A 23,759-nucleotide genomic window follows, 5' to 3' on the forward strand; every position below is an offset into this window, starting at 1 on the left:
CCCTCACCACTGTGCGTCGCTGTGTAATGCCGCCTCCAGCAGAGCCAGCTCGGCGGCGATCGGATCCTCCGACGGGGATGCGGCGTGCCGGGCCGACGGGGCCGGTGGCGAACCTGCCGGTTCCGAGCCGGGCGGCTGCGGCCCGGCCGGATCCGGACCGGTCGGACTCGCGACCGCAGGAGTCGGCGCAGGCGAATCCGGCTCAGCCGGAACCGGAATCAGCGAACCGGACGCAGCCGGGAGCGGCGTAGCCGAAGCCGATGTGGCCGAATACGACCCGGTCGGTGGTACATCCGGCGATGTCGCGGCCGAATGCGGTGGTCCGTCCTGTATCGCCGGCTGCTGCGGCCGGGCACCGTGTGCCGCGGCGGCCACGGTCGCGTCCGACGCGTCGGCTTCGTCGGAAGCGATTGCGGCCGAGAGGTATTCGGCCGCCTTCTCGATCGTCGGATAGTCGAATCCGAAGGTCGCGGGGAGCGCGAGTCCGAAACCGTCCTGCAGGCGTGAGCGCAGTTCGACCACCGCGAGGGAATCCATCCCGAGCTGGGTGAATCCTTCCTCCGGGTCGACCAGATGCCCGTCGTCGAGTCCCAGCACCGCCTTCACCTCGGTGGCCGTGAGCTCGCGCACGAGGGCCGTCCGATCGGTCCGGGCGGCCGCCAGAACCCGGTCGCGCAGTGAGGCGGCGGGCCCCGCGGCCGCGGGGGTCGCGACGATACTTCCGTACCACGGGTCGCCCGCGGCCGCCGCGGCCAGCTTCGGCCAGTCCAGATCCGCGGCGACCACGGTCGGCCCGGCAGCGACCAGATTGCCGGCCAGCAGACGCAGCCCCTGTTCCGGCGAGAGCGGGCGGTAGCCGCGCAGCCGGGCACGTTCGCGCTCCTCGGCGCCGAGCCTGGCCGCCATCCCGATCTCACCCCACGGGCCCCAGGCGATGCTGGTCGCGCGGATACCCTGCGCCCGCAACAGCGACGCGTACCCGTCCAGATACGCATTGGCCGCCGCGTAGTTCGCTTGCCCGCCCGCACCGACGGTCGCGGTCAGCGACGAGAAGCACACCACGAATTCCGTGTCGGTACCGATGATTTCGCGCAGCCGGTGGATGCCGCCGACCTTGGGCGCCAGGACCCCGGCGAACCGGTCGGCGTCCAGGCCGGCGATCGTCGCATCGTCCAGCACACCGGCCGCGTGCACGATGCCGCCGAGCGGATGCGGCGCCGCGGCGACCACGCCGGCGAGCGATTCGGCGCCGATATCGGCGGTGTGCACGGTGACCGAGCAGCCACCGCCGCGGATCTCGTCCAGCAGTCGCACGGTCTCCGGGTCGGGTGCGGTGCGGCCGACGAGTACGAGATGTCGCGCGCCCTGCTCGGCGAGCAGGTGCGCCACGCGCGGGCCGATTCCCCGCAGTCCGCCCGTGACGAGGTAGCTGCGATCGGGCCGTATCCGCACCTGGGTCCCCGGCTGTGCCCGGCGCAGCCGCGCGACGTACCGATTCCCGCCGCGATACGCGATCCGCATCTCCGCCGACCACCGCTGGATCTCGGCCGCCAGCCGCGTCAGCGACGAATCGTCGTCGCCGTCCAGATCGACTGTGCTGCAGTGCAGTTCCGGGTACTCGCGACGGACGACCGTGGCGATCCCCCACAGCATGGTCGCGGCCGGATCGGTGACGTCGGCGTCGCCGGTCACGGGTTGGGCGCCACGAGTGGGCCACCATACGCGGACGCGGTCGGATGCCAGCGCCGGGAACGGTCGCACAGCCGCGGCACACCGCTGGGCGGCCTCGCCGACGAACCGCGCGCTGTCGCCGTCCGCGCTCGACAGGCCGCGTAGGTCGACGTAGCCGCGACGGTCCGCCGCGGCGAATTCGACCGGCCACGACAGTGTTTCGCCGTCGGTGGCCGCGCGGCGGGTGATGCCCGGCCCGGGCGGCGCGTCCGCACCGATCAGTACCGTCACGGCCGGGATCGCTCGCTCGCGCAGCACCCGCGCGAACCGGTTCAACCGGTCGGGTTCGTCGTCGACCACAAGCAGCGAGACCGGATGGATGCCGTCGCCGGCGGCCCCGGTGCGCTGCCAGTGTTGTTCATGGGTGATATCGGCCGTCTTGTGCGCGAGCGCCCGCTCCACCTGTGCCCGGCTGATGCGCCGCGATTCGAATCCGTCTACGGCGACGACCAATTCGCCGGTGGCGCTGTACATCCGGATATGCGCGGTGAACGCGTCGTCACCCGCACCGTGCCCGCCCGCCAGCCGGGCGTGGATCCACAGCGGGCCCTCGGTGCGGCGACCGGAGAAGTAGTAGCGGTCGATACTGAACGGAACGTAGATGTTCTCCTGCGCCCGCAGCAGATCGTTGTCGTATTTCCAGCAGCTGTTGAGCACCTGGAACGCGGCCTCGACCAGCCCCGCGTGCAGCGGTTCCGGCCCGATCTCCACGCCCTCGGGACGGGTGGTCAGGCACAGTGCCTCGTTGTCGCCGCGCCGGATGGTCTCGATCCAGTGGAAGGAGTTTCCGGTGTCGAGCCCCGGCACCCACACATCACGATAGAACTCGAGTCCGGACAGCTCCTGCGGACAGCGGGCGAGGATGTCGTCGCGATCCGCGTCGCCGAAGGTCGAATCCGATTCGGCGGGAGCGCTTTCCAGCGCGGTGCGAAACAGCGCCGGCCAGGCCGCGCCCGCACCGGACTCCTCCTCCGCGACGAGGGTCACGTCCCAGCCCGGGCCGTTCGGCCGCAGCACCAGCTGTGCGCGGCGGCTACCGCCGTCCGATACGGCGAACGGATGGAGGAACAACGTGTCACGCAGCACGGACGGCCCGTCGATGTGATGCGCGGCCGCGGCCAGCACCATCGCGATATGAGAGGCGCCGGGGACCACCGCGGTACCGAACAGCCGGTGATCGGTCACATAGGACGGCGAGTCACAGGCGAAAACGCGTTCGTAGCGAATCTCGTCCGACAGCGGCAGATCCACCGGACGACCCGGCAGCCCGGGCTCCTCGACGGTGCTCTCGGCACGGCGGAGCGCACGATTCGGCTCGACCCAGAAGGTGCTGCGCTGGAAAGCGTAGGTAGGTAGCGGGATTCGACGGCCGTGCGCGAACGGCCCCCACGGTGTGAGGCAGATGTCCTCCCCGCTCGCATAGAGTTTCGCCGCCGCGATGGCGAAGGTGCGCGGAAAATCGTGCGGCCCGTCGGTCGCGAGGACCGTGTGGACGCTGTGCCGATCGGCGGCGAGCCGCAGCCGGGCTCGTTCGTCGCCGCGCCGGCCCAGCACCAGCATCCGATCGCAGCCCGCGGCGGCTACACACGACTCGACGCCGTGTGCGTGCGACGCCTGCCAGAGGTCGCGGCGATCGTCACCCACCGGCGCCGGTGCCCCCGCCGCGGCCTTCCGCATCGCGGTCGCCAGATCGATGACGCCGGATATCGCCGCGGCGACGTATTCGCCCGTGCCGTAACCGATCACCACATCCCAGCGCAGCCCGCAGGCCCGCCACATCTGCACCAGGACGTACTGCCGGGCCAGCTCGGCCTGCACCCCGGCGGGTTCGGCGCCGCCGAGCGCCGCGGCCACCTCCGCGCGCGCCGTGCGCACCACCGCATCGTCGGCGTACAGGTCGAGGAATTCGTCGATACCGTTTTCGGGCGCGTCGCCCAGGACCAGGCACAGGCGGCGGTCCGCGTGCTGTTGCGCCTCGGTGAACAATGCCGCCGCGGGTTCACCACGCAGGTAGGCGGCCAGCGCCGCCCGCAACTCCGGCAGCGTGGCGGCCACGGCGGCCAACCGGTTCCGATGATGCTCTCGCCCGAAACCTGTTGTGTAGCAGACGTCCTCGACGGCCGCGTCGGCGTTCAGCCGATCGAGGTAACGCTGCGCGAGCTCACGCAGCGCCGCGTCGGAACGCGCCGACAATCGGAACACTCCGGTCCAGCCCGCGGGGGCGGTGTTCCCGGTGCGCGGCGGCGCGGCCTCCAGCACCGCGTGCGCGTTGGTGCCGCCGATACCGAAGGCCGACACCGTGGCGATCCGCGGCCGATCCGACGGCCACGCCCGCGACCGCTGCGACACCTGAAAAGGCGTCTGGGACCACGGAATCCGGCTACTGGGCTGGTGCAGATCCGCGAGCCCCGGCAGGACCGCGTGATCCACCGCGAGTACGGCTTTGACGAACCCCGCCACACCGGCGGCGGTATCGAGGTGGCCGATATTCGCCTTCACCGATCCGACCTCGCACCGTTCGGCGCGCGGGCCGCCGAACGCCTCGGTGAGGGCGGCGATCTCCATCGGATCACCCATCGGAGTGGCCGTACCGTGCGCCTCGACGTATCCGATATCGGCCGGCGCCACCCCGGCGACGCGATGCGCCCGGCGGATGACCTCGGCCTGGCCGTCGACACTCGGCGCGGTGAACCCGACCTTCGCCGAGCCGTCGTTGTTGATCGCGGTGCCGCGCACCACGGCGAAGATCCGGTCCCCGTCGCGCATCGCGGCGTCGAACCGTTTGAGTACGACCACGCCCGCCCCGTTGCCGAAGACGGTGCCGCCGGCCTGCTCGTCGAAGGCGCGGCAGTGCCCGTCCGGCGAGGCGACCATCCCCTCCTGATGCAGATACCCGACCCGATCCGGCACGCGCACCGCGACCCCGCCGGCCAGGGCGATCTCGCATTCGTCCCGGCCGATGGATTGGCAAGCCAGATGAACCGCGACCAGGGAGGTCGAGCACGCACTCTGCACGGTGACGGCCGGCCCGTGCAGGTCGAGCCGGTAGGCGATCGAGGTGGGCAGGAAGTCGGGTTCGTTGCCGACCTTGATCTGATAGTGCTGGGTCGAGGGCAGCCGGGTGAAGTCCTCGGCGAAATAGCGGTGGAAGTAGCTGCTGGGCAGCCCGCCCACGAACACCCCGGTGCGCGGGCGCTGCGGCGCACCACCGTAGCCCGCGTGTTCGAGCGCCTCGACCGCGCATTCCAGCAGCAGCCGATGCTGCGGATCGGTGACCTGCGCCTCGCGGGCGGTGAAACCGAAGTAGTCGGCATCGAATCCGGCGATATCGTCCAGGACGGCCACGGTGCGCACGTAATTCGGCGCGGCGATGCGCTCGTCCGATTCGCCCGCGGCCCGCAACTGCTCGTCGTCGAGTTCGGTCATCGTCGTGCGCGCACCCGCGATGACATCCCAGAACTCATCGAGGTCGGCAGCGCCCGGAACGCGCACGGCCATGCCGATCACCGCGAACGGACCGCTGTGGTCACCGGTGTCATCGGTCGACTCTCGGGCGACGACCGAACCGGCGAGGGCCGCGGCCAGCGAGGCCACGGTCGGGTAGCGGAACAGGTCCGTGCGCGCGATCGAGATACCGAGCGCCTCTTCCAGCGCCAGGTGCACCCGGGCCACGAGCAGTGAATTGCCGCCCAGATCGAAGAAATTCGCGGTGGCGGGCACCGAATCACACTCGAGCACCCGCGCCCAGACCGCCGCTATCGCGTCGGAGAGATCGCTCGGTGACGCGGCGGTCGTGCTGCGCACCGCGACGACGGGTGCGGGCAGACTCCTGCGATCGATCTTCCCCGCCGAGTTGCGCGGAAATTCCTCGAGCACAATGATTTTCGCCGGAACCATATAGACCGGCAGCAGCGCACGGGCATGATCGCGCAACGCGTCGGCGTCGACCACCGCGTCGTCCTCCGCGCTCACGTAACCGACCAGTTCGCTGCGCTGCGGATCATCACCGAAGATCGTGACCACGGCCTCGCGTACCCCGTCGGCCGTGCGCAACGCCGCCTCGACCTCGCCGGCTTCGATCCGCAGGCCACGCAATTTGAGCTGATGGTCGGCGCGGCCGAGATAGTCCAGGCGTCCGTCCGGCAGCCGCCGCACGCGATCACCGGTGGCGTACAGCCGATCTCCGGTTCGCCGGTCGGCCACGAAGCGGCCGGCCTCGTCGGCGGGATCGACATAGCCACGCGCGAGGCAGACCCCGGCCAGATACAGCTGACCCGGAACTCCGACCGGCACAGGCTGTCCGGCGGTGTCGAGGACGACGGCGCGCACATTCTCGATCGGGCGACCGAGGGTGACCGCCGCCCCCGGAAGGACCTGTTCGCAGGTGACGTCGACGGCCGCTTCGGTCGGTCCGTAATAGTTGTAGAGCGCGGTGCCGGGCAGCAGCCGGTGGAATTCGGCGGCCACATCCGCGGGCAGGGCCTCACCGCTGGTGGTGACGTAGCGCAGCGAGGTGCACGCCTCGACGCCCGGCTCGGCCAGCCACGTGCGCAGCATCGAGGGCACGAAGTGGGCGACGGTGATCTCCTGCGCGCGAATGATGTCCAGCAGATAGCGCGAATCCCGGTGTCCCTCGGCATCACACAGCACCGACTGCGCACCGTGCACCAGCGGATAGAACAGATCCCACACCGACACGTCGAAGGTCAGCGGCGTCTTCTGCAGCACCCGGTCGGACTCGTCGATGCGAATCGCGTCGTGCAGCAAGCGGTTACAGATCGCCGCGTGTTCGATCAGCACACCCTTGGGCCGGCCGGTCGAGCCGGAGGTGTAGATGACGTAGGCCAGATCCGTCGGCGCGCCGACGCGTGCGGGCGCGGGCTCGGCCTGTTCCAGGTCGTCCCATACGGCGTCCAGATCTATCGCCGTGACGCCCTCGACGGATAAGCGTTCGGCGATCTCGGCGTCGTCGCACAGCACCACCGACGCCCCGGAATCGGCGAGGATCGTCGCCAGCCGCGCATCCGGATCCGCCGGATCCAGCGGCAGATACGCCGCACCGGCCTTCATGACGCCCAGGGCCAGCACCGGCACCCGCGGCGAACGCCGCAGGCACAGCGCGACGATCTCGCGAGGCCGCACCCCCACGACGCTCAGGTATCCGGCGACGCGCGCGGCGCGGTCGTCGAGTTCGCCGTAACTCAGGGTGCCCGCCGCGGACACGACGGCGGGACTGTCCGGCCGGCTCGCCGCTCGTTCGGCGATCAGGGCGTGCAAGGTGGTCGCCGGGCGGGCCACCAGCGGCCCGGCCGACCACTCGTCGAGGGCCGCCCGGTCGTCGTCCGGCAGCATCGGCAGGGCCGTGAGCGCGGTATCCGGCTGTGCGGTGAACGCGTCGATCAGCGTCGCCCATTGCGCCAGCAGTCGCCGCACCGTCTGCGGTTCGAACAGCTCCGCATCGTATTCGCAGCGCAGTTCACCGGCGTCGCGATCGTCGACGAACACCAGGTCGCAGCCGACGACGGCCTCGAGCGCGTCCTCCGCCGCGTCCGGCTCGTGCTCACCGGTGAGTTCGCAGTAGGCGATCTGGAACAGCGGATGTCGATCGAAGACCGGTGTGGGGCAGAGCTTCCCGATCAGGTCGTCGATGTCGAAGCCGGCCCGCATGGCCGCGAGCCGCGACCGCGCGTCCTCGACCTCGGCGGCCAGCGCGTCCGCCGTGCGATCCGGTTCGACGGCGATCCGCAGCGGGATCGGTGAATCATCCTCTGGCGCGATCACACCGAGCGTGACCTCGGCGTGTTCGGAATGCCTGTGGACCAGGGCGATCAACGCCGCCAGTGCCGGACCCGAGGTGCCGGGACGATACTCCTCCCGGGCGCGCAGGTATCGCTGCACCGGGGCGCGCCGGAAATCGGTGGCGATGGCGAGGACGCCGGGAAGAAAGTCGGCTTGCACAGTAACTCGATCCCACTTATCCGGCGCGAACCGGCTCTACCAGATAATTGCCGATGGCCAGCACGTCCAGTCCGGCGGTGACGAAGGTGTCCAGGCCCTCGGCGGGCGTGCACACGATCGGCTGGCCCTTCACGTTGAACGAGGTGTTCAGCAGGATCGGCGTACCGGTCTCCTGCCGGAAGGCGTCGATCACCGTCCAGAACCGCTCGTTGCGCTCGCGCGACACCGTTTGCACCCGAGCGGATCCGTCGACGTGGGTGACCGCCGGCAGGCCCTCGCGGAACTCCGGCCGCACCGAGGTGATGAACAACATCCAGGCGTAGGTGTCGACCTCGGTGTCCTTGATGTCGAAATACGTGGTCGCGTACTCGTCGAGGACCGCGGGGGCGAAGGGACGGAAGCCCTCCCGTTTCTTCACCTTCGCGTTGATGATGTCGCGCATGCGCGGATGGCGCGGGTCACCGAGGATGCTGCGATTACCCAGGGCGCGCGGACCGTATTCCAGGCGCCCCTGGAACAGCGCCCCGATCTGCCCGGCGGCCAACCGGCGGCCCAGTTCGGCGGCCAGCGCGGTGAAATCGTCGAATCGGGTTGCGGTGCAATCGGTCCGGCCGGCCAATGCCGCCGCGATCTCGTCGTCGGCGTATTCCGGGCCGTTCAGCGGTGTCTCGATACCAGCGATCGGGGCGGCCCCTTCGCGCTGGTAGTGGACATACAGCGCGGCGCCCAGTGCGGTGCCGTCGTCACCGGCCGCGGATTGGATGAACATGCGCTTGAACTGGCGGCTGCGCAGGATCACACCGTTCGCCGTGCAGTTGAGCGCGACCCCGCCGGCCATGCACAGATTCTTCGCACCGGTCTGTTTGCGGAAGTACCGCAGCGTGTGCAGCAGTGTCGCCTCGAGCGCCGCCTGCAGGGCGGCCGCGATATCGCGGTGGTGGTCGGTCAGTTCGTCCTCGGGGCCCCGGGCCGGTCCGAAGATCTCCTCGACGGCTTTCAGTGTGCCGCGGTAGGTTTCGCGGTCCAGATCGGTTTCGTTGCGGTACAGGATGGGAATGGTGAAAGTACCGTCGGACCGCAGATGAATGAGATCCATCATCGCCGCGAAGTGTTTGCGGTGGTCACCGTAGGGCGCCAGCCCCATGATCTTGTATTCGTCGAGGCCGAATGCGAAGCCCAGATAGTAGGTGAAGACGCCGTAGAGAATTCCCAGGGAATTCAGCTCCGAGACCGTCGCGATCGGTTCGATGCCCGCATCCGTTCCGAGCGCGACGGTCGCGCTGTGCTGCTCCCCCATGCCGTCGGCCACGAGGATCAGCGCCGAATCGAATCCGCTGGGATAGAACGTGCTGGCCGCATGGGCCAGATGATGCGGTACCTGCACCAGCCGGTCGTCCCAGTCGCCGCCGAAGGTCTCGCCGAGCTTGTCCAGCAGCACCTGCCGGGCGAAGACCTCACGGAACCGCGCGCGCCCGAGTTCGCTGTGTTCGAATTCGGCGCGCAGCGGCTCGTAGGAAAAGCCGTGCGCGAGGACATCGAGCGAATCGACCGAGATTCCCGCGCGCTCACAGCCGAACCGGATGGCGTGTTCGGGAAAGGCGCCGGTCGCCTTCTCTCCGGTGAACCGCTCCTCGGCGACCGCGCTGATCAGTTCGCCGTCGTGCAGCAGTGCCGCCGCGGAATCGAAGCCCTGGGTGATGCGATAGTCACGCCACCCCAGCCCCGGGAAGCGGGCCTGCTTGAACGGCACACTGTTGTGCAGACCGCTGATCCCCATGATCGACTTCGGTTGCGCGGCTGGTGTTCTCACCATGGCGGAAGCTCACAATCTTCGTGCCCGCGGACGTTTGCGGGCGAAATACTGGCTGGTCGCATACAGTTCGACGGCGATGTCGGTATCCGGGACGACGCGCTGCAGGAAGGCGCGATGGGCTTCGATGGCCGCCGGATCGGCGCCGGCGTGCTCCAGGTAGGCCGGCACGCACTGTTCGAAACCCAAGGCGTGCAACATCTTCGCCTCGGGCATCGCCGAGACCGGCTGGAAGCGGTCGCGTCGGGCGATGATGAAGCCGGTCTCGGTGAGCAGCTGCGGGGTGCGGTCGTAGATGTCGTGTGCGGCACCGCGCGCCCGGCCGAGGGCGAACCACCACTCCCGCCACAGATCCGCGGCCGGATCGTCGCCGGGCACGAATCGCAGCGCCCCGACATCGGACATCTCCAGCAGCAGCGCACCGTCGTCGGCGAGCATGCGCTCCATCGCGGTGAGCGCGGCGGCCGCGTCGGCCACGTGCATCAGCAGGAAGCGGCTGTACACCCAATCGATCGAACCGGGTTCGAGCGGTGCGTCCTCGATGCGCGCGTGCACGTAGCGCACCTGCGGCAGATCGCCCACCAGCCGGCGCGCGATCTCGAGCTGTTCGGCGGAGGCGTCGACGGCGTAGACGACGCCGTCCGGCCCGACCCGCTCGGCCAGCCAGGCCGTCATCGCGCCGTGCCCGCAGCCGATATCGGCGACCGTCGCGCCGGCACAGAGCCCGACGGACTCGAGGAAGGCACGCGAACTGGGGTTGTAGTGCTGATCGAGCAGGGCCAGGCGCGCCGCGTCGCGATCGCCGACGGCCATGCTGTAGGTCATCGCTGCAGCCATATCGGATTCGTCTTTCTACGAACGCGCGGCCGGTTCGTGCTCGAGCGTGGAGGCCCACTGCAGGCTGTGCGCCCGCTCCGGGTCGGGCAGCAGATAGCACCCGTCCTGGCGCGGCCGGCGGCCCGGCGTCACCAGACCGACCGGCGGCCCGGCGCCGAAATCCAGCCAGGAGGCGGGAATCCGGGACAGATTGCTGACCAGAAAGCCCGACTGCGGCGGATATCCCCAGACCCGGTCGAGTCCCGCGATGCCGTGCACCTGCAGGAAGGCCTCGAGTTCGGCGATCGCGTCGTCGATGCGTCCGGGCGCGGTGGCGACCGCGTCCCGCACCCAGCCGGCGATCTCCGGCACCGAGGCGTTGCGGACGCGCTCGGTCTCGACATCGACCAGCACCTGCACGAAGGCATTGCCGAAATAGGTCGGGCCGAGCTCGCGGACGAAACGGCGGATGTCGACCGGGCAGGCCAGGGTCACCAGCTCGGTGTCCTTGGTCGCGGCGTAGTCGCGAAACAGGCCCGCCGCCACCAGATCCGCGGTCGACAGCCCCGAAACCTCGGCCTGCGCCTCGCATTCGGTGAGATCCAGCCGGCCGGTGTGCACGTCGAGTTCGGGCAGGACCAGATCGGGTTCGACAATCACGAATCCCGCCCGGCGCAGGGCGTCCGGATCGACGCTGTCACGGTCGCGGGCCTGCGGGCGGGTGAGCACCTCGCGGTCGCAGCGCGGCGACAGGAAGCGAGCACCGCGGGCCCGCGCCGCCCAGGCCGCCAGGAAGAAGAACATGCCGTAGCCGTCGGCCAGGCCGTGCGACATCGACAGCCCGACGGCCGTGCGGTCGCCGCGGGTCACCACCCGTCCGCGTGCGAGCACATGGCCCACCCCGATCTCGACCGGATCGAGGCATTCGCTCAGCGGCACGGTGGATTCGGCGACCGTGGCCCGGATCGCGGGGCGCGGGTCGTCGACGTCCATCGCCAGGGTGCGCTCGTCGAGTTGCACCAGCGCCGCGTCGGCGCCGACGAATTCGCGAGCGGTCTCGACATAGGCCTCGACGATCCGATCGGCGTCGAGCACCTCGCCGAACTCCACCACGAATTGCAGCGGACCGGCCATATTCGCCGTCCACATGTGGTCGACGGTCGACAGCGGTACCGGCGCCATCGTCAACTCCTCTCCAGGGCGTCGAATTCGCCCTGCAGCAACTGGTTCCACATCACCCGCCGCCGCGGCTTACCGCTGGTGGTGCGCGCGATGAGTCCGCGATCGCCGATGAACAACCGCAGCGAGGTATCCGTTCCGAGCTGCCCGGCCAGGACCTGCCGCAGCCGCACGGCCTCGACCGGCTTGTCCTCGACCAGCACGGCGACGCGAGCGGCGCCGAAGGCGTTGCCGGCCAGCGCGACCACTCGGTTGGCGGGCACGCCGAAGGCTTCCACCACGGCCGCCTCGATGTCCTCGGCATAGACCGTGCGGCCCCGCACCTTCACCGCGTCGCCGACCCGGCCGATCGGATACAGCTGCCCGCCCACCAGCAGGCCCGCATCACCGGTCGCCAGGGCCCCGTCCTCGGCCCGCGACAGATCGCGGGTGCCCTCGGCGGTCTGATATTCCCGAGCGACGCTCGGACCGCCGACGATCAATTCGCCCGGCGCTCCGGCATAGTCGTCGGTCGCCGCGGTCCGCACCGTCACCCCGTCCAGTGGTGCGCCGCATCCGACCAGCCACCGGCGGCCGTCGTCGAGCGGTGCGGACATCAGCTCGAACGGACCGTCCACGGCGCCGGTGTCGGGGGTCACCGCGGCGGCCTGCACCGGCTCGGACGGCCGGAGACCGGACACCGCGAGCGTGCCCTCGGCCAGTCCGTAGGCGGGACACGGTGTGCGCGAATCGAATCCGTAGGGCGCCAATCGCTCGGCGAATCCGCGCAGAATCGCCGGATCGATCCGTTCGGCGCCGACGATCATCACCCGCCAGGGATCGAAATCCATTCCGGCCAACGCGTCGTCGGTCATCTTTCGCAGCAGATACGCCAGCGCGAAGTTCGGCGTCGCGGTGATCGTCGCACCGTCGCGGCCGAAACAGGACAGCCACGACAACGGATCGCGAATGAAATCGATCGGCGTCATGGCCTGAATGTCCAGATTCAGAATGGTCGGCGTGATGATGCAGCCGATCAGGCCCATATCGTGATACGGCGGCAGCCAGGTGGCGATCCGGTCCGTCGGCCGAAACTCCAGCCACCGGTCGATCGCGGCGCAATTGGCCTCGAGATTCGCCACCGATACCCGGACCGCTTTGGGCGAACCGCTACTGCCGGAGGTGAATTGGAGCAAACCGATGCGGTCGGGTGCGCAGCCCGGCAGTTCGGTCACGGCGGGAGTCGCATCGGATGTGCCGACAATCGTGATCCCGCCCACGGATTCGAGCACCGGATGAACCACCGCGGCGAGTTCCTCGGCCACGATGATCGCCGAGGGGGCGGCCGCGGCCAGCAATGCGGACAGTTGCTGCCGATACGCCGACTCGTTCTGCAGTGGTAGCGGCGGCGCCAGCGGATTCGGAGTCGCCCCCGCGGCCAGTACGCCGAAGAAATTCGTCATGAATCGTTCCGGGGCCGATTCCACGATGGAAACCACCGCACCCGGACGCACCCCGGCCTCGATACAGGCCGCGGCCACCCGCCGCACCTGTTCACTCAACCGGGGGTAGGCGACGCGTCGCCATCCGCCGTTGTCGGCGATGGTCCAGCCGCGTTCGTCGCCGTCGTAGGCCAGCCAGTCGAGCAACCCGGTCATGGCCGTTTCGCCCGCAGCGCGTCACACACCATCTGCTCGATATCGCCGACGGTCACCACATTCGTCGCACCGGAGTCGCCGCCGGCGTCGATGCCGAAACGCACCTGCAGGCCCAGCGCGAGTTCGATCAGGGCCAGCGAGTCGTAGCCGAGCTGTTCGGCCAGCACATCGTCGGAGGACAATTCCGCCGAAGGCTGGGGGGCGTGCCGGCGGACCAGTTCCCGTACCTGGTCGCGCACTTCATTTTCGTCCACGAAATGCTCCCGAGTTATTTTGATTCATCGAACGAGGTAGGTGACGGGATGTGATTCACCGTGCAGATCGGCATATTCTCCCGCGGCCGCCGCACAGGATTCCCGCCAACTCTCCGCGAGTTCCGAAATCGTGTCCGGCGGAATTCCGATCGACGTCATTCTCCGACCGAGGGAACTCTCCGCGAATTCCCATTGTTCCCGAAGTATTTCTGCGCGTTTCCGTAAAACCGGAACCAATCGCGGGAACGGATCACGCGTTTCCGGATCGACCAATGTCCGGGCGGCCGCCGGAATATGTTTGCGAATCATCGCGACAATATGGTCGCGATATCCGCTGCGCACTCCGTTGCGCAATGCCAGCACACCGAAGGAAATATGCCGCGATTCGTCGCGGGCGACATTCGTGATGCCGGTCCGCAGGATGTCGAAGCGCGGCAGCGCCCGCACGGTCCCCAGGACGGTGTGCAGACCGGTCATCGCCACCGCACCCTCGACCAGCAGGTGGTAGACCACCACGCCCTCGTACCAGGCGGCGGTGTCGCCCGGGTCCGCCCGCACCCGCTCGACCGCGTCCACGAGCGCCTTCTCGAACAGGTCACCCACCCGATCGACACCGCTGACCTGCGATAACTCCTCGTTGCCGAGGGTTTCGGAGAGAAAGGCGAGGTAGCGCCGGAAGAAGACGGTGTGGCGGGCCTCGTCGGCCAGCTGGGTGGCCAGATACATCGTGTAGTCGACCTCGGGCGCGGCGTAGGCCAGCGGCGCCAAGGTCTCGGTCACGGTCGTCTCGCCGACCAGGAAGCGGGCCAGGGTGGCCAGCAGCGGCAACCGCGCGAAGGCCGGCAACCGGGTCCAGCCTTCGGCATCACGCTCGTATTCCAGGCTCTGCGCCTGCCATTGCTGCATTTCCCAGCGGCGATAGAGATCGAGTGCGGTCACCCGTTCGGCAAGATCGATCTCGATCTCGTCGATGACCGTTGAATTGTTCATCGCGATTTCTCGATCTCTCAGGAGAGGCCGGTGAAAATCGATAGCAGAGTGCTTTCGTACACGTCGATCAACCCTTCCAACCGCCCAGCTACTCCACGCGCAGCTTCCTCACCTGCTGCGGCGTGTCAATACCCGTGACCACGCATCCGTACCGGAAGGATTAAATCCTTCGATCTTGTGGACAGCGATTCTGCACGGTGCCCGAGCTTACTCCGGAAATAGCTCGCGAGCCACTCGTAACGGGTAGATCACAACGGCAAAAGGTTACCTATGAATTTGCCGCCTTCTCGGCACTCCCGGTGAGTGGACACGGGCTTTTCACATTCCGGCTGACAGCTCACCACACCCCACCCCCCGCCTCGGATGCGGGAAGTTAGCCACAGGTGCCGATTCGTCCGCCGGCCGCCGCGAAAAATCGCCCGGACACACCGAAACGGCCGCCGCTCGCAGCTCCTGGCTACGATGCGGCGGCCGGCGGTGACCGGCTACCTGGCTCCTATTCGCCTGCGGCGCGGCGGATTTCACCACCCGCGGCCCGGTTCCGGGTGGCCCGGGCAGCGGCGGCGTCGAAGTGTTCCAGGTGGTCGAACAGCGGGTCCTCGTCGTCGACGTCGAGCACCACCGCGCGCCGGCGCAGGGCGCGGGCGGCATCACGATCCATTCCGGGACGCCGCTCGGTCCGGACGCGTTCCTCTGCAACGGCTTCGGCGTTCTCGGCCGGCCGCTGCCGCGCACCGGACAACCGTGCGGCGCGGCGGCGGCGGATGTCCTCCTCGTAGCGCACCTGGCGCCGCAAGTACGCCAGATAGCCCCCCAATGCCACCACCGACAGCGCACAGCCCCACCACAGGGCCGCGTTCACGACGATCGCGAAGGCGCCGAAAAGCAGTGTGCTCAGGATCAATCCGAGGGCGGTGCGCTGCCGGAAGCGATACCGGGCCGCCCGCGCGATGGCGTCGGCCTCCGGATCGAATCCGCCGCGGCCACGCCGGGAGGGGACGAAATCGCGTGTGGCCGACTCGGCTTCACCGCCGGCGCGGTCGTCGAGATCATCGACGTCGTCGTCCGGATCCACCTCGCCGCGCCGGGCCGGAACAGCCGCGCTCGGCGCGGGTGGGATGCGGGCCATACTCCCCTGCGGGCGATCCTCGGTCTCGGCGGCGGCCGGCACATCGTCGGCCTCCACACCCTCGTCGGCCTCGTCCGCATCGCCGGCGCGGGCGTCCCCGGCGGGGTCGCCGTCGACTTCCCGGTCGCCTGCGCCGAGGTCGGCGCGCTCGTCCTCGCCCGGCTCGGCATCGGCGGCGTCGCCGGGGGTTTCGCGGGCGTGGTCCTCGTCCTCGCCGGTGTGACCGGGCGGATCACCGGCGCTCCGATGGGCCCGCGTCACCTCCGATTCGGCGCGCTCGGGTGCGTTCCGGTCGTCCTCGATGACGGGCTCATCGGCCGATGTCGTCATCCGGTCCTCCGCATCATCGCCGTGGGAAAGCCTTTTCTGCCGAGGGGTCGGCACCCAGTCCGGATCGGTCTCATGCCCGGTGGCCGGCCCTTTCTTCGCACGTCGTCTGGTACCACCTCGATGCAGCACCCGGGTTGCCAGGGCCGCGTCCGTGGTGCGGCGGATCCGCGGATGCCGATCGGCGAGCATCGGGAACAGCACGAAGACCCAGAGCACGACCAACGCGATCCACAAGATCGAATTCGGCATCGCGCTCCCACCTCCGTCCCCGCCTGACCACTGTCCCTTCTCGACCGTTGGGCAGGTTCTCGCCACCTGTTCCGTCCTGGCACCGGACGCACCACCGACGTCCGTAGGTTAATGCGGCGTCACAGGAATATCCCGCAGGCGCGCCGCCCACACCTGTCCCACCCGTCACAAGCCGGTCATGACCAGGCTCGGGCGTGTCGAACGCGGAAAACACCGCGCGACAGGGGCGCTCACGGCGGCGTGGCACGACCCGAGCGGATGAGGCGATCGACCACCGTGCCGGATACCTCCTCGACGGTCATCGCGACCAGCAGATGGTCGCGCCACGCGCCATCGACGTCCAGATAGCGCCGCAAGGTGCCCTCCTCGCGGAAGCCCACATTGCGCAGTACCGCCTGGCTGGCCAGATTCTCCGGCCGCACGGTCGCCTCCACCCGGTGCAGGCCCACGGGCCCGAAGCAGTGGTCCAGTCCCATCGCCAGCGCGGCGGTGGCGACACCCTGGCCGCCGACGTCCTTGGCGACCCAGTAGCCGATCCACGCCGAACGCAGCGCACCGCGCACGATATTGCCGATGGTCAGCTGGCCGCCGAAGGATCCGTCCACCTCGATCACCAGCGGCACCATCGCACCCCGGCGCGCCTCGGCCTTCAGACTCGACCACAGCGAGGGCCAGTTCGAGGCGTGATTGCGCGCCTCCCAGCTACCCCGGCCGGTCGGCTCCCACGGCTCCAGATGTTCACGGTCGCGCAGGCGGATTCGCGACCAGGCCGCCGCGTCCCGCAGCCGGATCGGGCGCAGCGTCACCCGCCCACCCGGGACTCGAACCGGACCGAGATGTGCGGGCCAGCCCGGATGCTGGGCGGCCCGGAATACGTTCATGTCCACATATCACCCGCGCTGCGCGAGAAATGCGACCTGGACCTCGTCACCGGTGCGAATATCGGTGACCTCCGGGTCGATGACGATCAGGCTGTTGGCCTCGGCCAGGGTCGAGAGCAGATGCGAGGAGCCGTTCACACCCAGCGGCTGCACCAGATATTCACCGGTCTGCTCGTCGCGCATCAACTGGGCACGCAGGTAACCGCGGCGGCCCTCCATGGAGGTGATCGGCATGATCGTGCGGGCCCGCACCACGCGGCGCATCGGATGCCGGCGGCCCAGCGCGATCCGGATCAGCGGCCGCACCATGATCTCGAAAACGACAAGGGCGCCAACGGGATTCGACGGCAGCAGGAACGTCGGCACCTCGTCGCGGCCGAGCCGGCCGAAGCCCTGCACCGAACCCGGATGCATGGCCACCCGATCGATGGTCAGCTCACCCAGCCCCTCCAGGGCCTCGCGGATCTGCTCGGAAGCCCAGCCGCCGACCGCGCCCGCGATCACGACGACCTCCGAACGCACCAGCTGTCCCTCGACCACGTCGCGCAGGCGCTTGGGATCGGCGCTGACGATGCCGACCCGATTCACGTCGGCGCCGGCGTCGCGGGCGGCGGCGGCCAGCGCGTAGGAGTTCACGTCGTAGACCTGTCCCGGGCCGGGCGTGCGATCGATGTCGACCAGCTCGCCGCCGATCGAGATCACCGACAGCCGCGGCCGCGGATGCACCAGCACCTTGTCCCGGCCGACCGCCGCCAGCAGGCCGACCTGCGCCGCGCCGATGATGGTGCCCGCCCGGACCGCGATATCGCCGGGTTGCACGTCGTCACCGATGCGCCGCACGTAATCGCCGGACCGGACCGGCTCGTAGATCTTGATCCGGGCCCGGCCGCCGTCGGTGAAATCCAAGGGCAGCACAGCGTCCGCGAGGGTGGGCAGCGGCGCGCCGGTATCGATGCGGACCGATTGCCGCGGCTGCAATCGGATCGGCTGGCGCGAACCGGCCGCGACCTCGCCGACCACCGGCAGTGTCAGCTCTATCGGATCGCCGTCCTCGGTGCGGATGTCGGCACCGGCACCCTGCACATCCACGCTGCGCACGGCATAACCGTCGATGGCGGCCTGATCGAATCCGGGCAGCGGACGCTCGGTGACCACGTCCTCGGCGCACAGCAGACCCTGAGCCTCGGAGATCGCGACCCGGACCGGCCGCGGGGCCACGGCCGCCGCGGTCACCTTGATCTGCTGGTCCTCAACCGAGCGCATGCCGCCCTTCCCTTTACTCCGACTGATCACCCGGTCCCGCGGTGACGGGACCCGGCCGACCCCGTCGTCACGACGAGATCAGCTGCGGGTTCCAATCCGGAGCAAGCCGACGCTGCAACCACTCGCGCAAGGCGGGGCCGTATTCGTCTCGCTCCAAAGCGAAATCGACCGCAGCACGAAGATAACCGCCAGGGTTGCCGAGGTCGTGGCGCGACCCACGGTGGACAACGACATGTACCGGATGTCCCTCCGCGATCAGCAGCGATACGGCGTCGGTGAGCTGCAGCTCACCGCCCGCACCCGGCTCGATCCGGCGCAGCGCGTCGAAGATGGCGCGATCGAGCAGATACCGGCCCGCCGCGGTGAAGGTCGACGGCGCCTCCTCGAGCGCCGGCTTCTCCACCATGCCGACCACACGCAGCACGTCGGGGTTCGTGCTGTCGGTCACCGGCTCCACGTCGAAGACGCCGTAGGCGCTGACCTCCTGCTTGGGGACATCGATCGCGCAGAGCACCGTGCCGCCGCGCTTGCGCCGGACACGGCTCATCACATCCAGGACGCCGCAGGGCAGCACCAGATCGTCGGGCAGCAGCACGGCGATGGCGTCCTCGTCGGGGTCGAGCGCCTGCTCGGCCTGGGCGACGGCATGGCCCAGCCCGAGTGGCTCGTCCTGCACCACCGAGGTCACATCGAGCAGGCCGGGAGCCTTGCGCACCTTCTCCAGCAGCTGGAACTTCCCGCGTTCGGCGAGCGTGCTCTCCAGCACCAGGTCCTCGACGAAGTGGGCGACGACCCCGTCCTTACCGGGCGAGGTCACGATGACCAGCCGCTCGGCGCCCGAGCCGGCGGCCTCGGCGGCCACCAGTTCGATACCGGGTGTGTCCACGACCGGCAGCAGCTCTTTCGGCACGGTCTTCGTCGCGGGCAGGAACCGTGTCCCGAGTCCGGCCGCGGGGACCACCGCGGTACGGAAGCAGGAACTCACGGCCCGCGTCGCGTCCGATCCGGCGTCAGCTGTCATAAGTGCACACCCTATCCATCGCTCTTGTCGTCGGACCGGCTCAACACCGGCCCGGCATCTGGGAAGCCTAGGCGGCCGCGGCGGCGCCGTCGCACCGAAACGGCGCGGCAGCAACCCTGCCGAGGTCCACCGCCGGACCCCGGGACTATCCGCCGGGGAACCGGCCGCAACCGTTGTTTCACCGCGTTACCAGCGTGTTCGCGGTACCGCGTCGGGTCAGCGATTCCCCGTCGAGGGCACCTGGAAACACGGGAGCGGGCAAACTCACCGTTCGCCCACCTAGGGTGAGCCTGTGGAGATCGCCGGTCAGCGGGACAAGGGGCGGTGGCGGACGGAATTGCTGGCCGCCCGAGCGGCGGTGCCGCCGGAGACCAGGGCCGCGGAGGCCGACGCCCTGTCCCGGTCGGTGCCGCGGGTACTGGACCTCGACGGGCCGCGCACGGATGGGCCCGGGCGCGAGCGGCGCCCCGCGGGCGGGTCCGGCTCGGGGTGGGTGGCCGGGTATGTCCCGGTCGCGGGCGAACCCGGGTCGGTGGCGATGCTCGACGCGCTGCGGGCCGCGGGGGCTCGGGTGATGGTCCCCGTGACCGGCCCGCCGGGACCATTGGATTGGGCGGAGTACACCGGCGTCGAGGGGCTGCGGCGCGCCCGCTACGGCCTGCTCGAGCCCGAGGGGCCGCCGTTGGGGGTGGCGGCGATCGCGTGGCCGGAGGTGATCGTGATGCCGGCGCTCGCGGTCGATCGGCGCGGTGTGCGGCTGGGACGAGGCGCCGGATATTACGACCGGACGCTACCGGCGGCGCGACCGGACGCACGTCTGGTGGCCGTCGTCCGGGACTCGGAACTGCTCGAGGCGCTGCCGGAGGAACCCCACGATCGGCGGATGGGATGGGCCTTGCTGCCGGAGGCCGGGCTGTGCAGGCTCGGCGCCGACGATCGCGAGAGCGACGTCCGGCCCGTGCCGCGATGAGAGCGAGACCACCGCACCGGTGCCCGACGGCGCCGGCACCGTGGGAATCAACACCGGATTGGCACTGTTGGCACTGTCGGCTGTAGAGTGCTAAAAGACGAAAACCGTGGAGGTTCGCAGGTGCCTACTTACTCGTATCAGTGCACGCAGTGTGGCGACAAGTTCGACATCGTGCAGTCGTTCTCCGATGACGCCCTGACCACCTGCGAAAAGTGCAACGGCAAGCTGCGCAAGCTGTTCAACTCGGTCGGCATCGTCTTCAAGGGCAGCGGCTTCTACCGCACCGACAGCCGCAACGGCTCCTCGTCGGCCAGCGAGCCCGCGAAGTCGAGCGAATCCAAGTCGAGCGATTCGTCCGCCTCGAGCAGCTCGTCCAGCTCGTCGAACAGCCCGAGTTCATCGTCGAGCTCCTCGTCGACCAGCACCGCCGTCGCCTGACCCGGGCCCGCACCGGGCTGCGATGAACCGCCCGGCAGGCCATTGTGTTCCGTCCGCGTCGGCCACAGTTTTCCACAGCCCCTCCGTTATCCACAGAGAAGTTCTGACCTGCTCTTTTCCGGGATGACCGAGCTGCTGCGGCTCCTACGGTGGCCGATATGCGGACCTTGCGATTCGATCGTCTACGCCCCGTCGATACCGATCTCGGCCGTGCTCGCGGCACCGAATTCCTGTCCCGGATACGGCCGCCCTGGCTCGACCTGACCCTGATTCGCCGCCTGTCGGCCGTCGGACTGGCCGCTGCGGCGGCTGTCGTCGCCCTGCGCGGCGACACCGCCGGACATCGCACGCCGGTCGTCGTCGCGGCGCGAGATGTGGCGCCCGGACAGGTATTGGCACCCGCGGATCTGCGGCGCGCGGACCTGCCGGCGGACGCGATACCGGGCGGCGCCGTCACCGATCCCGCAACCCTGCTCGGCGCGACCTCCACCGGCGCGGTGCACGCCGGGGAAATACTCACCGATCTCCGGATCGTCGGCCCGCGGCTGGCAGCCGTGGCGACCGGTGTGCCGAATGCCCGGATCGTGCCGATGCGGTTGGCGGACAACGCCATTGCCGATATTCTGCGGCCCGGCGACCGGGTGGACGTGGTCGCCGCGGAAGAGACCGGCGGCCACGGCGATCCGGATACGGTTGCGCCACGCGGGCGGTCACCGTCCGCACACACCCTCGCCACCGATGCCGCGGTGGTGCTGATCTCCGGCGCCGCCGAGGCGGGTTCCCGGACCCGCGCTTCCCCCGAACGAATCGTGCTGCTGGCACTCGATCCGGATCATGCAACCACCGTCGCGGCCGCCTCGTTGCACACGGCGCTGACCGTGGTGTTTCACTGATGTTCGCTGTGTTCGCCGAGCATTTGCCACAACTGTCCGTTAGCATCCCGAGTACCTCATTCGATAGCGGAAAGCAATCGCATCGGATGCCACGACCAGACCGAACGGCGAGGCGCGGACACGCCGGATGAGACAGGAGCCGCAATGCTGAAAGGTTTCAGAGATTTCCTGCTCCGGGGGAACGTGATCGACTTGGCGGTCGCGGTGGTCATCGGTACCGCGTTCACCGCGGTCGTCACCGCCATCGTGACCGGGATCGTCAATCCTCTGTTGGATATGTTCGGCGGCGCGAACGAACACGGCTGGGGCTTCTATCTGGATTCCAGTAAGCCGTCCACGTTCATCGCAATCGGCCCGATCATCACCGCCGTGGTCAACTTCATTCTCATCGCGGCGATCCTGTACTTCATCTTGATCCTGCCGGCGGGACGCCTGATGAAGCGCTTCGGCACCGAGAAGGAAGCCGTGATGACCGAGGTCGAATTGCTCACCGACATCCGCGATCTGCTCGCGGACGGCAGTAAGAGCGCCGGCGGCCGGCACGAGTTCTCCGACGTCGAATCCCTTCGCCGCCAGGCGGATGCGCAACGGGGCCGGTGAAGCGAAGGCCCTGCGCCGCGTATCCGATATCGGTCAGCCCAGGCTGAACGGCTCACCCCACAGCGTCACCCAGGAGATGACGTCGTCGGTTTCGACCTCGACGCTGACGAATGCGCGCGCCTGCGCCTGACCGCCACATCCGGTCAGGCCGATGGCCTCGTCGGACCAGGCCACCGAGCCGCTGTCACCCTGGAATTTGTTGCGGGACTTGTGCACATCCCGGCCGCTCGCGTCGTTCTCCTCGAGGTCGAGGACGTAGAACGACTTCGCCTGGCCCGGTGCGAGAGTCAGATTGCCGCCGACGTTTCCGCCGGCGTCGGGCTTGGCGTTCTCGCCGTCGCTCCAGTCCATATTCGCGCCGGGGCCGCCGTCGGCGCCGACTCCGGAGATGTCGACCTCGCAGCCCACGGTGTAACCGGGATAGAGGCTGCCACCCACGGCGGTGGTGGTGCCGGACAGTTCGACATGGGCGTTACCGGAGACCCGGGCAGTGCGGTGCACCGCCGTGGCGCCCATCGACGGGTCGATATTCGCGGACTCGCCGTCCAGCCAGACGTGCACCGCGGTCCCGTCGGACAGCGTCTTGGACAACTCGCCACCGGGCAGCGGGACGAAGGTGTCGGCGCCGGCGGCACCGGTGGAGAGCAGTCCGACGGCAACCACCGCGGCGGCCCCGACGCCCGCCGAGCGCACACCCCACCGCACACCGTGCGCACGGTTCGTATTCATCTTTCCCTCATCAGGTTCTTACGGCTGGCCTCGAACAGCGAGACCGGCATGCGGTTCTCCCGCCTTCACCACCGGCCGGCATCCGATCGGAGGGGAACTCCGGGACCGTCAGCCGTGATGTGGGGGAACCTGAGAGCGCAACCAGTCGTCCGATGAGCGGGGTCGCTCACCGTCGGGGGCGCGCTCGTCGCTACTGGCCCGTGGCAGCGTTTCGCCGAAGATGGCCGCCAGACGCGCGGCTTCCGCTGCCGACCGGGCGCGGCTCTTCGCCGGGCGATCCGCGGAGTGCGAATCTCCCGGGCGCTGCGCCTCGGCCGGCTGGTCGGTCATACCGCGATTATTCCGCCAAACCGGACAGTTCGTCGACGACCCGGCTCACCAGCGGGCCGAGCGTGGCCATGCCGTCGCGAATGGCATCGCGCGTGCCGGGCAGGTTGACCACCAGGGTGCTGCCCGAGACGCCGGCCAGACCACGCGACAGACCGGCGTCGAGCGAGCCGGCCGCGAGTCCGGAGGCACGCAGCGCCTCGCTGATTCCGGGCAGTTCGCGATCGAGCACCTCGAGGGTCGCCTCCGGAGTGACATCGCGCGGCGACATACCGGTACCGCCCACGGAGATCACCAGGTCGACCCCGCCGATTACGGCGGTGTTGAGGGCATTGCGAATTTCGATCTCGTCACCGGCCACCGACACCGTGGCATCCACGAGGAAGCCGAATTCGGTGAGCAGTTCGGTCACCAGCGGGCCCAGCGAGTCCACCCCGCCATGCGCGGTTCGATCGTCCACGACCACAACAAGTGCCCGGCCCGCCACGGGAGCATCGATTTCCATGTTGCTCACCGTAGCGTCCGTGGGCGACAACCACTCCGGTCCCCCGGGC

The 23,759-nt window shown here is 69.1% G+C and carries 18 protein-coding genes; 4 read left to right on the forward strand and 14 right to left on the reverse strand.

The window, feature by feature from the left end:
- Positions 1 to 3: 3 nt before the first annotated feature.
- From NA3_RS18265 to NA3_RS18315, 11 genes are all read right to left on the reverse strand, one after another.
- Positions 4 to 7,689: an amino acid adenylation domain-containing protein gene (locus tag NA3_RS18265; protein WP_062964825.1), complete on the reverse strand. Its 7,686-nt coding sequence runs from the start codon at positions 7,687 to 7,689 to the stop codon at positions 4 to 6.
- A 16-nt stretch (positions 7,690 to 7,705) separates the two neighbouring features.
- Positions 7,706 to 9,502, reverse strand: coding sequence for a carbamoyltransferase family protein (locus NA3_RS18270; RefSeq protein WP_062964826.1), 1,797 nt, complete (start codon positions 9,500 to 9,502; stop codon positions 7,706 to 7,708).
- Between the two features lie 9 nt (positions 9,503 to 9,511).
- Positions 9,512 to 10,336 (reverse strand): class I SAM-dependent methyltransferase, encoded by an 825-nt coding sequence (locus tag NA3_RS18275; RefSeq protein ID WP_084491658.1) that lies wholly within the window; start codon positions 10,334 to 10,336, stop codon positions 9,512 to 9,514.
- Between the two features lie 15 nt (positions 10,337 to 10,351).
- On the reverse strand, positions 10,352 to 11,497 hold the full coding sequence (locus NA3_RS18280) for an acyltransferase (protein ID WP_062964828.1): 1,146 nt from the start codon (positions 11,495 to 11,497) through the stop codon (positions 10,352 to 10,354).
- A gap of 2 nt (positions 11,498 to 11,499) precedes the next feature.
- On the reverse strand, positions 11,500 to 13,131 hold the full coding sequence (locus NA3_RS18285) for an AMP-binding protein (RefSeq protein WP_062964829.1): 1,632 nt from the start codon (positions 13,129 to 13,131) through the stop codon (positions 11,500 to 11,502).
- The gene (locus NA3_RS18290; protein WP_062964830.1) at positions 13,128 to 13,385 is read right to left on the reverse strand and encodes an acyl carrier protein; all 258 of its coding nucleotides are present in this window, start codon (positions 13,383 to 13,385) and stop codon (positions 13,128 to 13,130) included. The genes NA3_RS18285 and NA3_RS18290 overlap by 4 nt, the downstream gene beginning before the upstream one ends.
- Before the next feature lie 24 nt (positions 13,386 to 13,409).
- Positions 13,410 to 14,375 carry a ferritin family protein gene (locus NA3_RS18295; RefSeq protein ID WP_062964831.1) on the reverse strand — a complete coding sequence of 322 codons (966 nt, stop codon included), beginning with the start codon at positions 14,373 to 14,375 and terminating at the stop codon, positions 13,410 to 13,412.
- A 496-nt stretch (positions 14,376 to 14,871) separates the two neighbouring features.
- Positions 14,872 to 16,083, reverse strand: coding sequence for a divisome protein SepX/GlpR (sepX, locus tag NA3_RS18300; protein ID WP_062964832.1), 1,212 nt, complete (start codon positions 16,081 to 16,083; stop codon positions 14,872 to 14,874).
- 230 nt (positions 16,084 to 16,313) lie between these two features.
- Entirely contained in the window at positions 16,314 to 16,964 is a 651-nt protein-coding gene (locus tag NA3_RS18305; RefSeq protein ID WP_062964833.1) for a GNAT family N-acetyltransferase, read from the reverse strand.
- 9 nt (positions 16,965 to 16,973) lie between these two features.
- Positions 16,974 to 18,227 carry a molybdotransferase-like divisome protein Glp gene (gene glp, locus NA3_RS18310; RefSeq protein WP_030515109.1) on the reverse strand — a complete coding sequence of 418 codons (1,254 nt, stop codon included), beginning with the start codon at positions 18,225 to 18,227 and terminating at the stop codon, positions 16,974 to 16,976.
- 67 nt (positions 18,228 to 18,294) lie between these two features.
- Positions 18,295 to 19,248, reverse strand: coding sequence for a UTP--glucose-1-phosphate uridylyltransferase (locus NA3_RS18315; RefSeq protein ID WP_062964834.1), 954 nt, complete (start codon positions 19,246 to 19,248; stop codon positions 18,295 to 18,297).
- Between the two features lie 292 nt (positions 19,249 to 19,540).
- Here NA3_RS18315 and NA3_RS18320 point away from each other — a divergent pair, with 292 nt between their 5' ends.
- The 4 genes from NA3_RS18320 (at position 19,541) to mscL (ending at position 22,149) form a co-directional block, all read left to right on the forward strand.
- Positions 19,541 to 20,218 carry a 5-formyltetrahydrofolate cyclo-ligase gene (locus NA3_RS18320; RefSeq protein WP_062964835.1) on the forward strand — a complete coding sequence of 226 codons (678 nt, stop codon included), beginning with the start codon at positions 19,541 to 19,543 and terminating at the stop codon, positions 20,216 to 20,218.
- 120 nt (positions 20,219 to 20,338) lie between these two features.
- Entirely contained in the window at positions 20,339 to 20,656 is a 318-nt protein-coding gene (locus NA3_RS36075; RefSeq protein ID WP_084491660.1) for an FmdB family zinc ribbon protein, read from the forward strand.
- A gap of 158 nt (positions 20,657 to 20,814) precedes the next feature.
- Complete coding sequence (cpaB, locus tag NA3_RS18325) at positions 20,815 to 21,549, forward strand: Flp pilus assembly protein CpaB (protein WP_062964836.1); 735 nt, start codon at positions 20,815 to 20,817, stop codon at positions 21,547 to 21,549.
- A gap of 144 nt (positions 21,550 to 21,693) precedes the next feature.
- A complete protein-coding gene (mscL, locus tag NA3_RS18330; protein ID WP_062964837.1) occupies positions 21,694 to 22,149 on the forward strand; it encodes a large conductance mechanosensitive channel protein MscL in 456 nt (151 codons plus the stop codon).
- A gap of 33 nt (positions 22,150 to 22,182) precedes the next feature.
- Here mscL and NA3_RS18335 read toward each other — a convergent pair whose 3' ends face one another.
- The 3 genes from NA3_RS18335 to NA3_RS18345 form a co-directional block, all read right to left on the reverse strand.
- Positions 22,183 to 22,878, reverse strand: a complete 696-nt coding sequence (locus NA3_RS18335; protein WP_062964838.1) for an MspA family porin — start codon at positions 22,876 to 22,878, stop codon at positions 22,183 to 22,185.
- A gap of 108 nt (positions 22,879 to 22,986) precedes the next feature.
- On the reverse strand, positions 22,987 to 23,208 hold the full coding sequence (locus tag NA3_RS18340; protein ID WP_062964839.1) for a hypothetical protein: 222 nt from the start codon (positions 23,206 to 23,208) through the stop codon (positions 22,987 to 22,989).
- 7 nt (positions 23,209 to 23,215) lie between these two features.
- On the reverse strand, positions 23,216 to 23,710 hold the full coding sequence (locus NA3_RS18345) for a MogA/MoaB family molybdenum cofactor biosynthesis protein (protein ID WP_083893212.1): 495 nt from the start codon (positions 23,708 to 23,710) through the stop codon (positions 23,216 to 23,218).
- Between the last annotated feature and the right edge of the window lie 49 nt (positions 23,711 to 23,759).

It is taken from the genome of Nocardia africana NBRC 100379, assembly GCF_001612635.1.
GTDB classification, from domain to species: domain Bacteria; phylum Actinomycetota; class Actinomycetes; order Mycobacteriales; family Mycobacteriaceae; genus Nocardia; species Nocardia africana.

Bases quoted from the DNA above. Each gene is read 5' to 3' on its own strand.
- NA3_RS18315 (WP_062964834.1), bottom strand. From the start codon at position 19,248: ATGACAGCTGACGCCGGATCGGACGCGACGCGGGCCGTGAGTTCCTGC.
- NA3_RS18340 (WP_062964839.1), bottom strand. From the start codon at position 23,208: ATGACCGACCAGCCGGCCGAGGCGCAGCGCCCGGGAGATTCGCACTCC.
- glp (WP_030515109.1), bottom strand. From the start codon at position 18,227: ATGCGCTCGGTTGAGGACCAGCAGATCAAGGTGACCGCGGCGGCCGTG.
- NA3_RS18285 (WP_062964829.1), bottom strand. From the start codon at position 13,131: ATGACCGGGTTGCTCGACTGGCTGGCCTACGACGGCGACGAACGCGGC.
- cpaB (WP_062964836.1), top strand. From the start codon at position 20,815: ATGCGGACCTTGCGATTCGATCGTCTACGCCCCGTCGATACCGATCTC.
- sepX (WP_062964832.1), bottom strand. From the start codon at position 16,083: ATGCCGAATTCGATCTTGTGGATCGCGTTGGTCGTGCTCTGGGTCTTC.
- NA3_RS18305 (WP_062964833.1), bottom strand. From the start codon at position 16,964: ATGAACGTATTCCGGGCCGCCCAGCATCCGGGCTGGCCCGCACATCTC.
- NA3_RS18270 (WP_062964826.1), bottom strand. From the start codon at position 9,502: ATGGTGAGAACACCAGCCGCGCAACCGAAGTCGATCATGGGGATCAGC.
- NA3_RS18335 (WP_062964838.1), bottom strand. From the start codon at position 22,878: ATGAATACGAACCGTGCGCACGGTGTGCGGTGGGGTGTGCGCTCGGCG.
- NA3_RS18295 (WP_062964831.1), bottom strand. From the start codon at position 14,375: ATGAACAATTCAACGGTCATCGACGAGATCGAGATCGATCTTGCCGAA.
- NA3_RS18280 (WP_062964828.1), bottom strand. From the start codon at position 11,497: ATGGCGCCGGTACCGCTGTCGACCGTCGACCACATGTGGACGGCGAAT.
- NA3_RS18345 (WP_083893212.1), bottom strand. From the start codon at position 23,710: ATGGAAATCGATGCTCCCGTGGCGGGCCGGGCACTTGTTGTGGTCGTG.
- mscL (WP_062964837.1), top strand. From the start codon at position 21,694: ATGCTGAAAGGTTTCAGAGATTTCCTGCTCCGGGGGAACGTGATCGAC.
- NA3_RS18275 (WP_084491658.1), bottom strand. From the start codon at position 10,336: ATGGCTGCAGCGATGACCTACAGCATGGCCGTCGGCGATCGCGACGCG.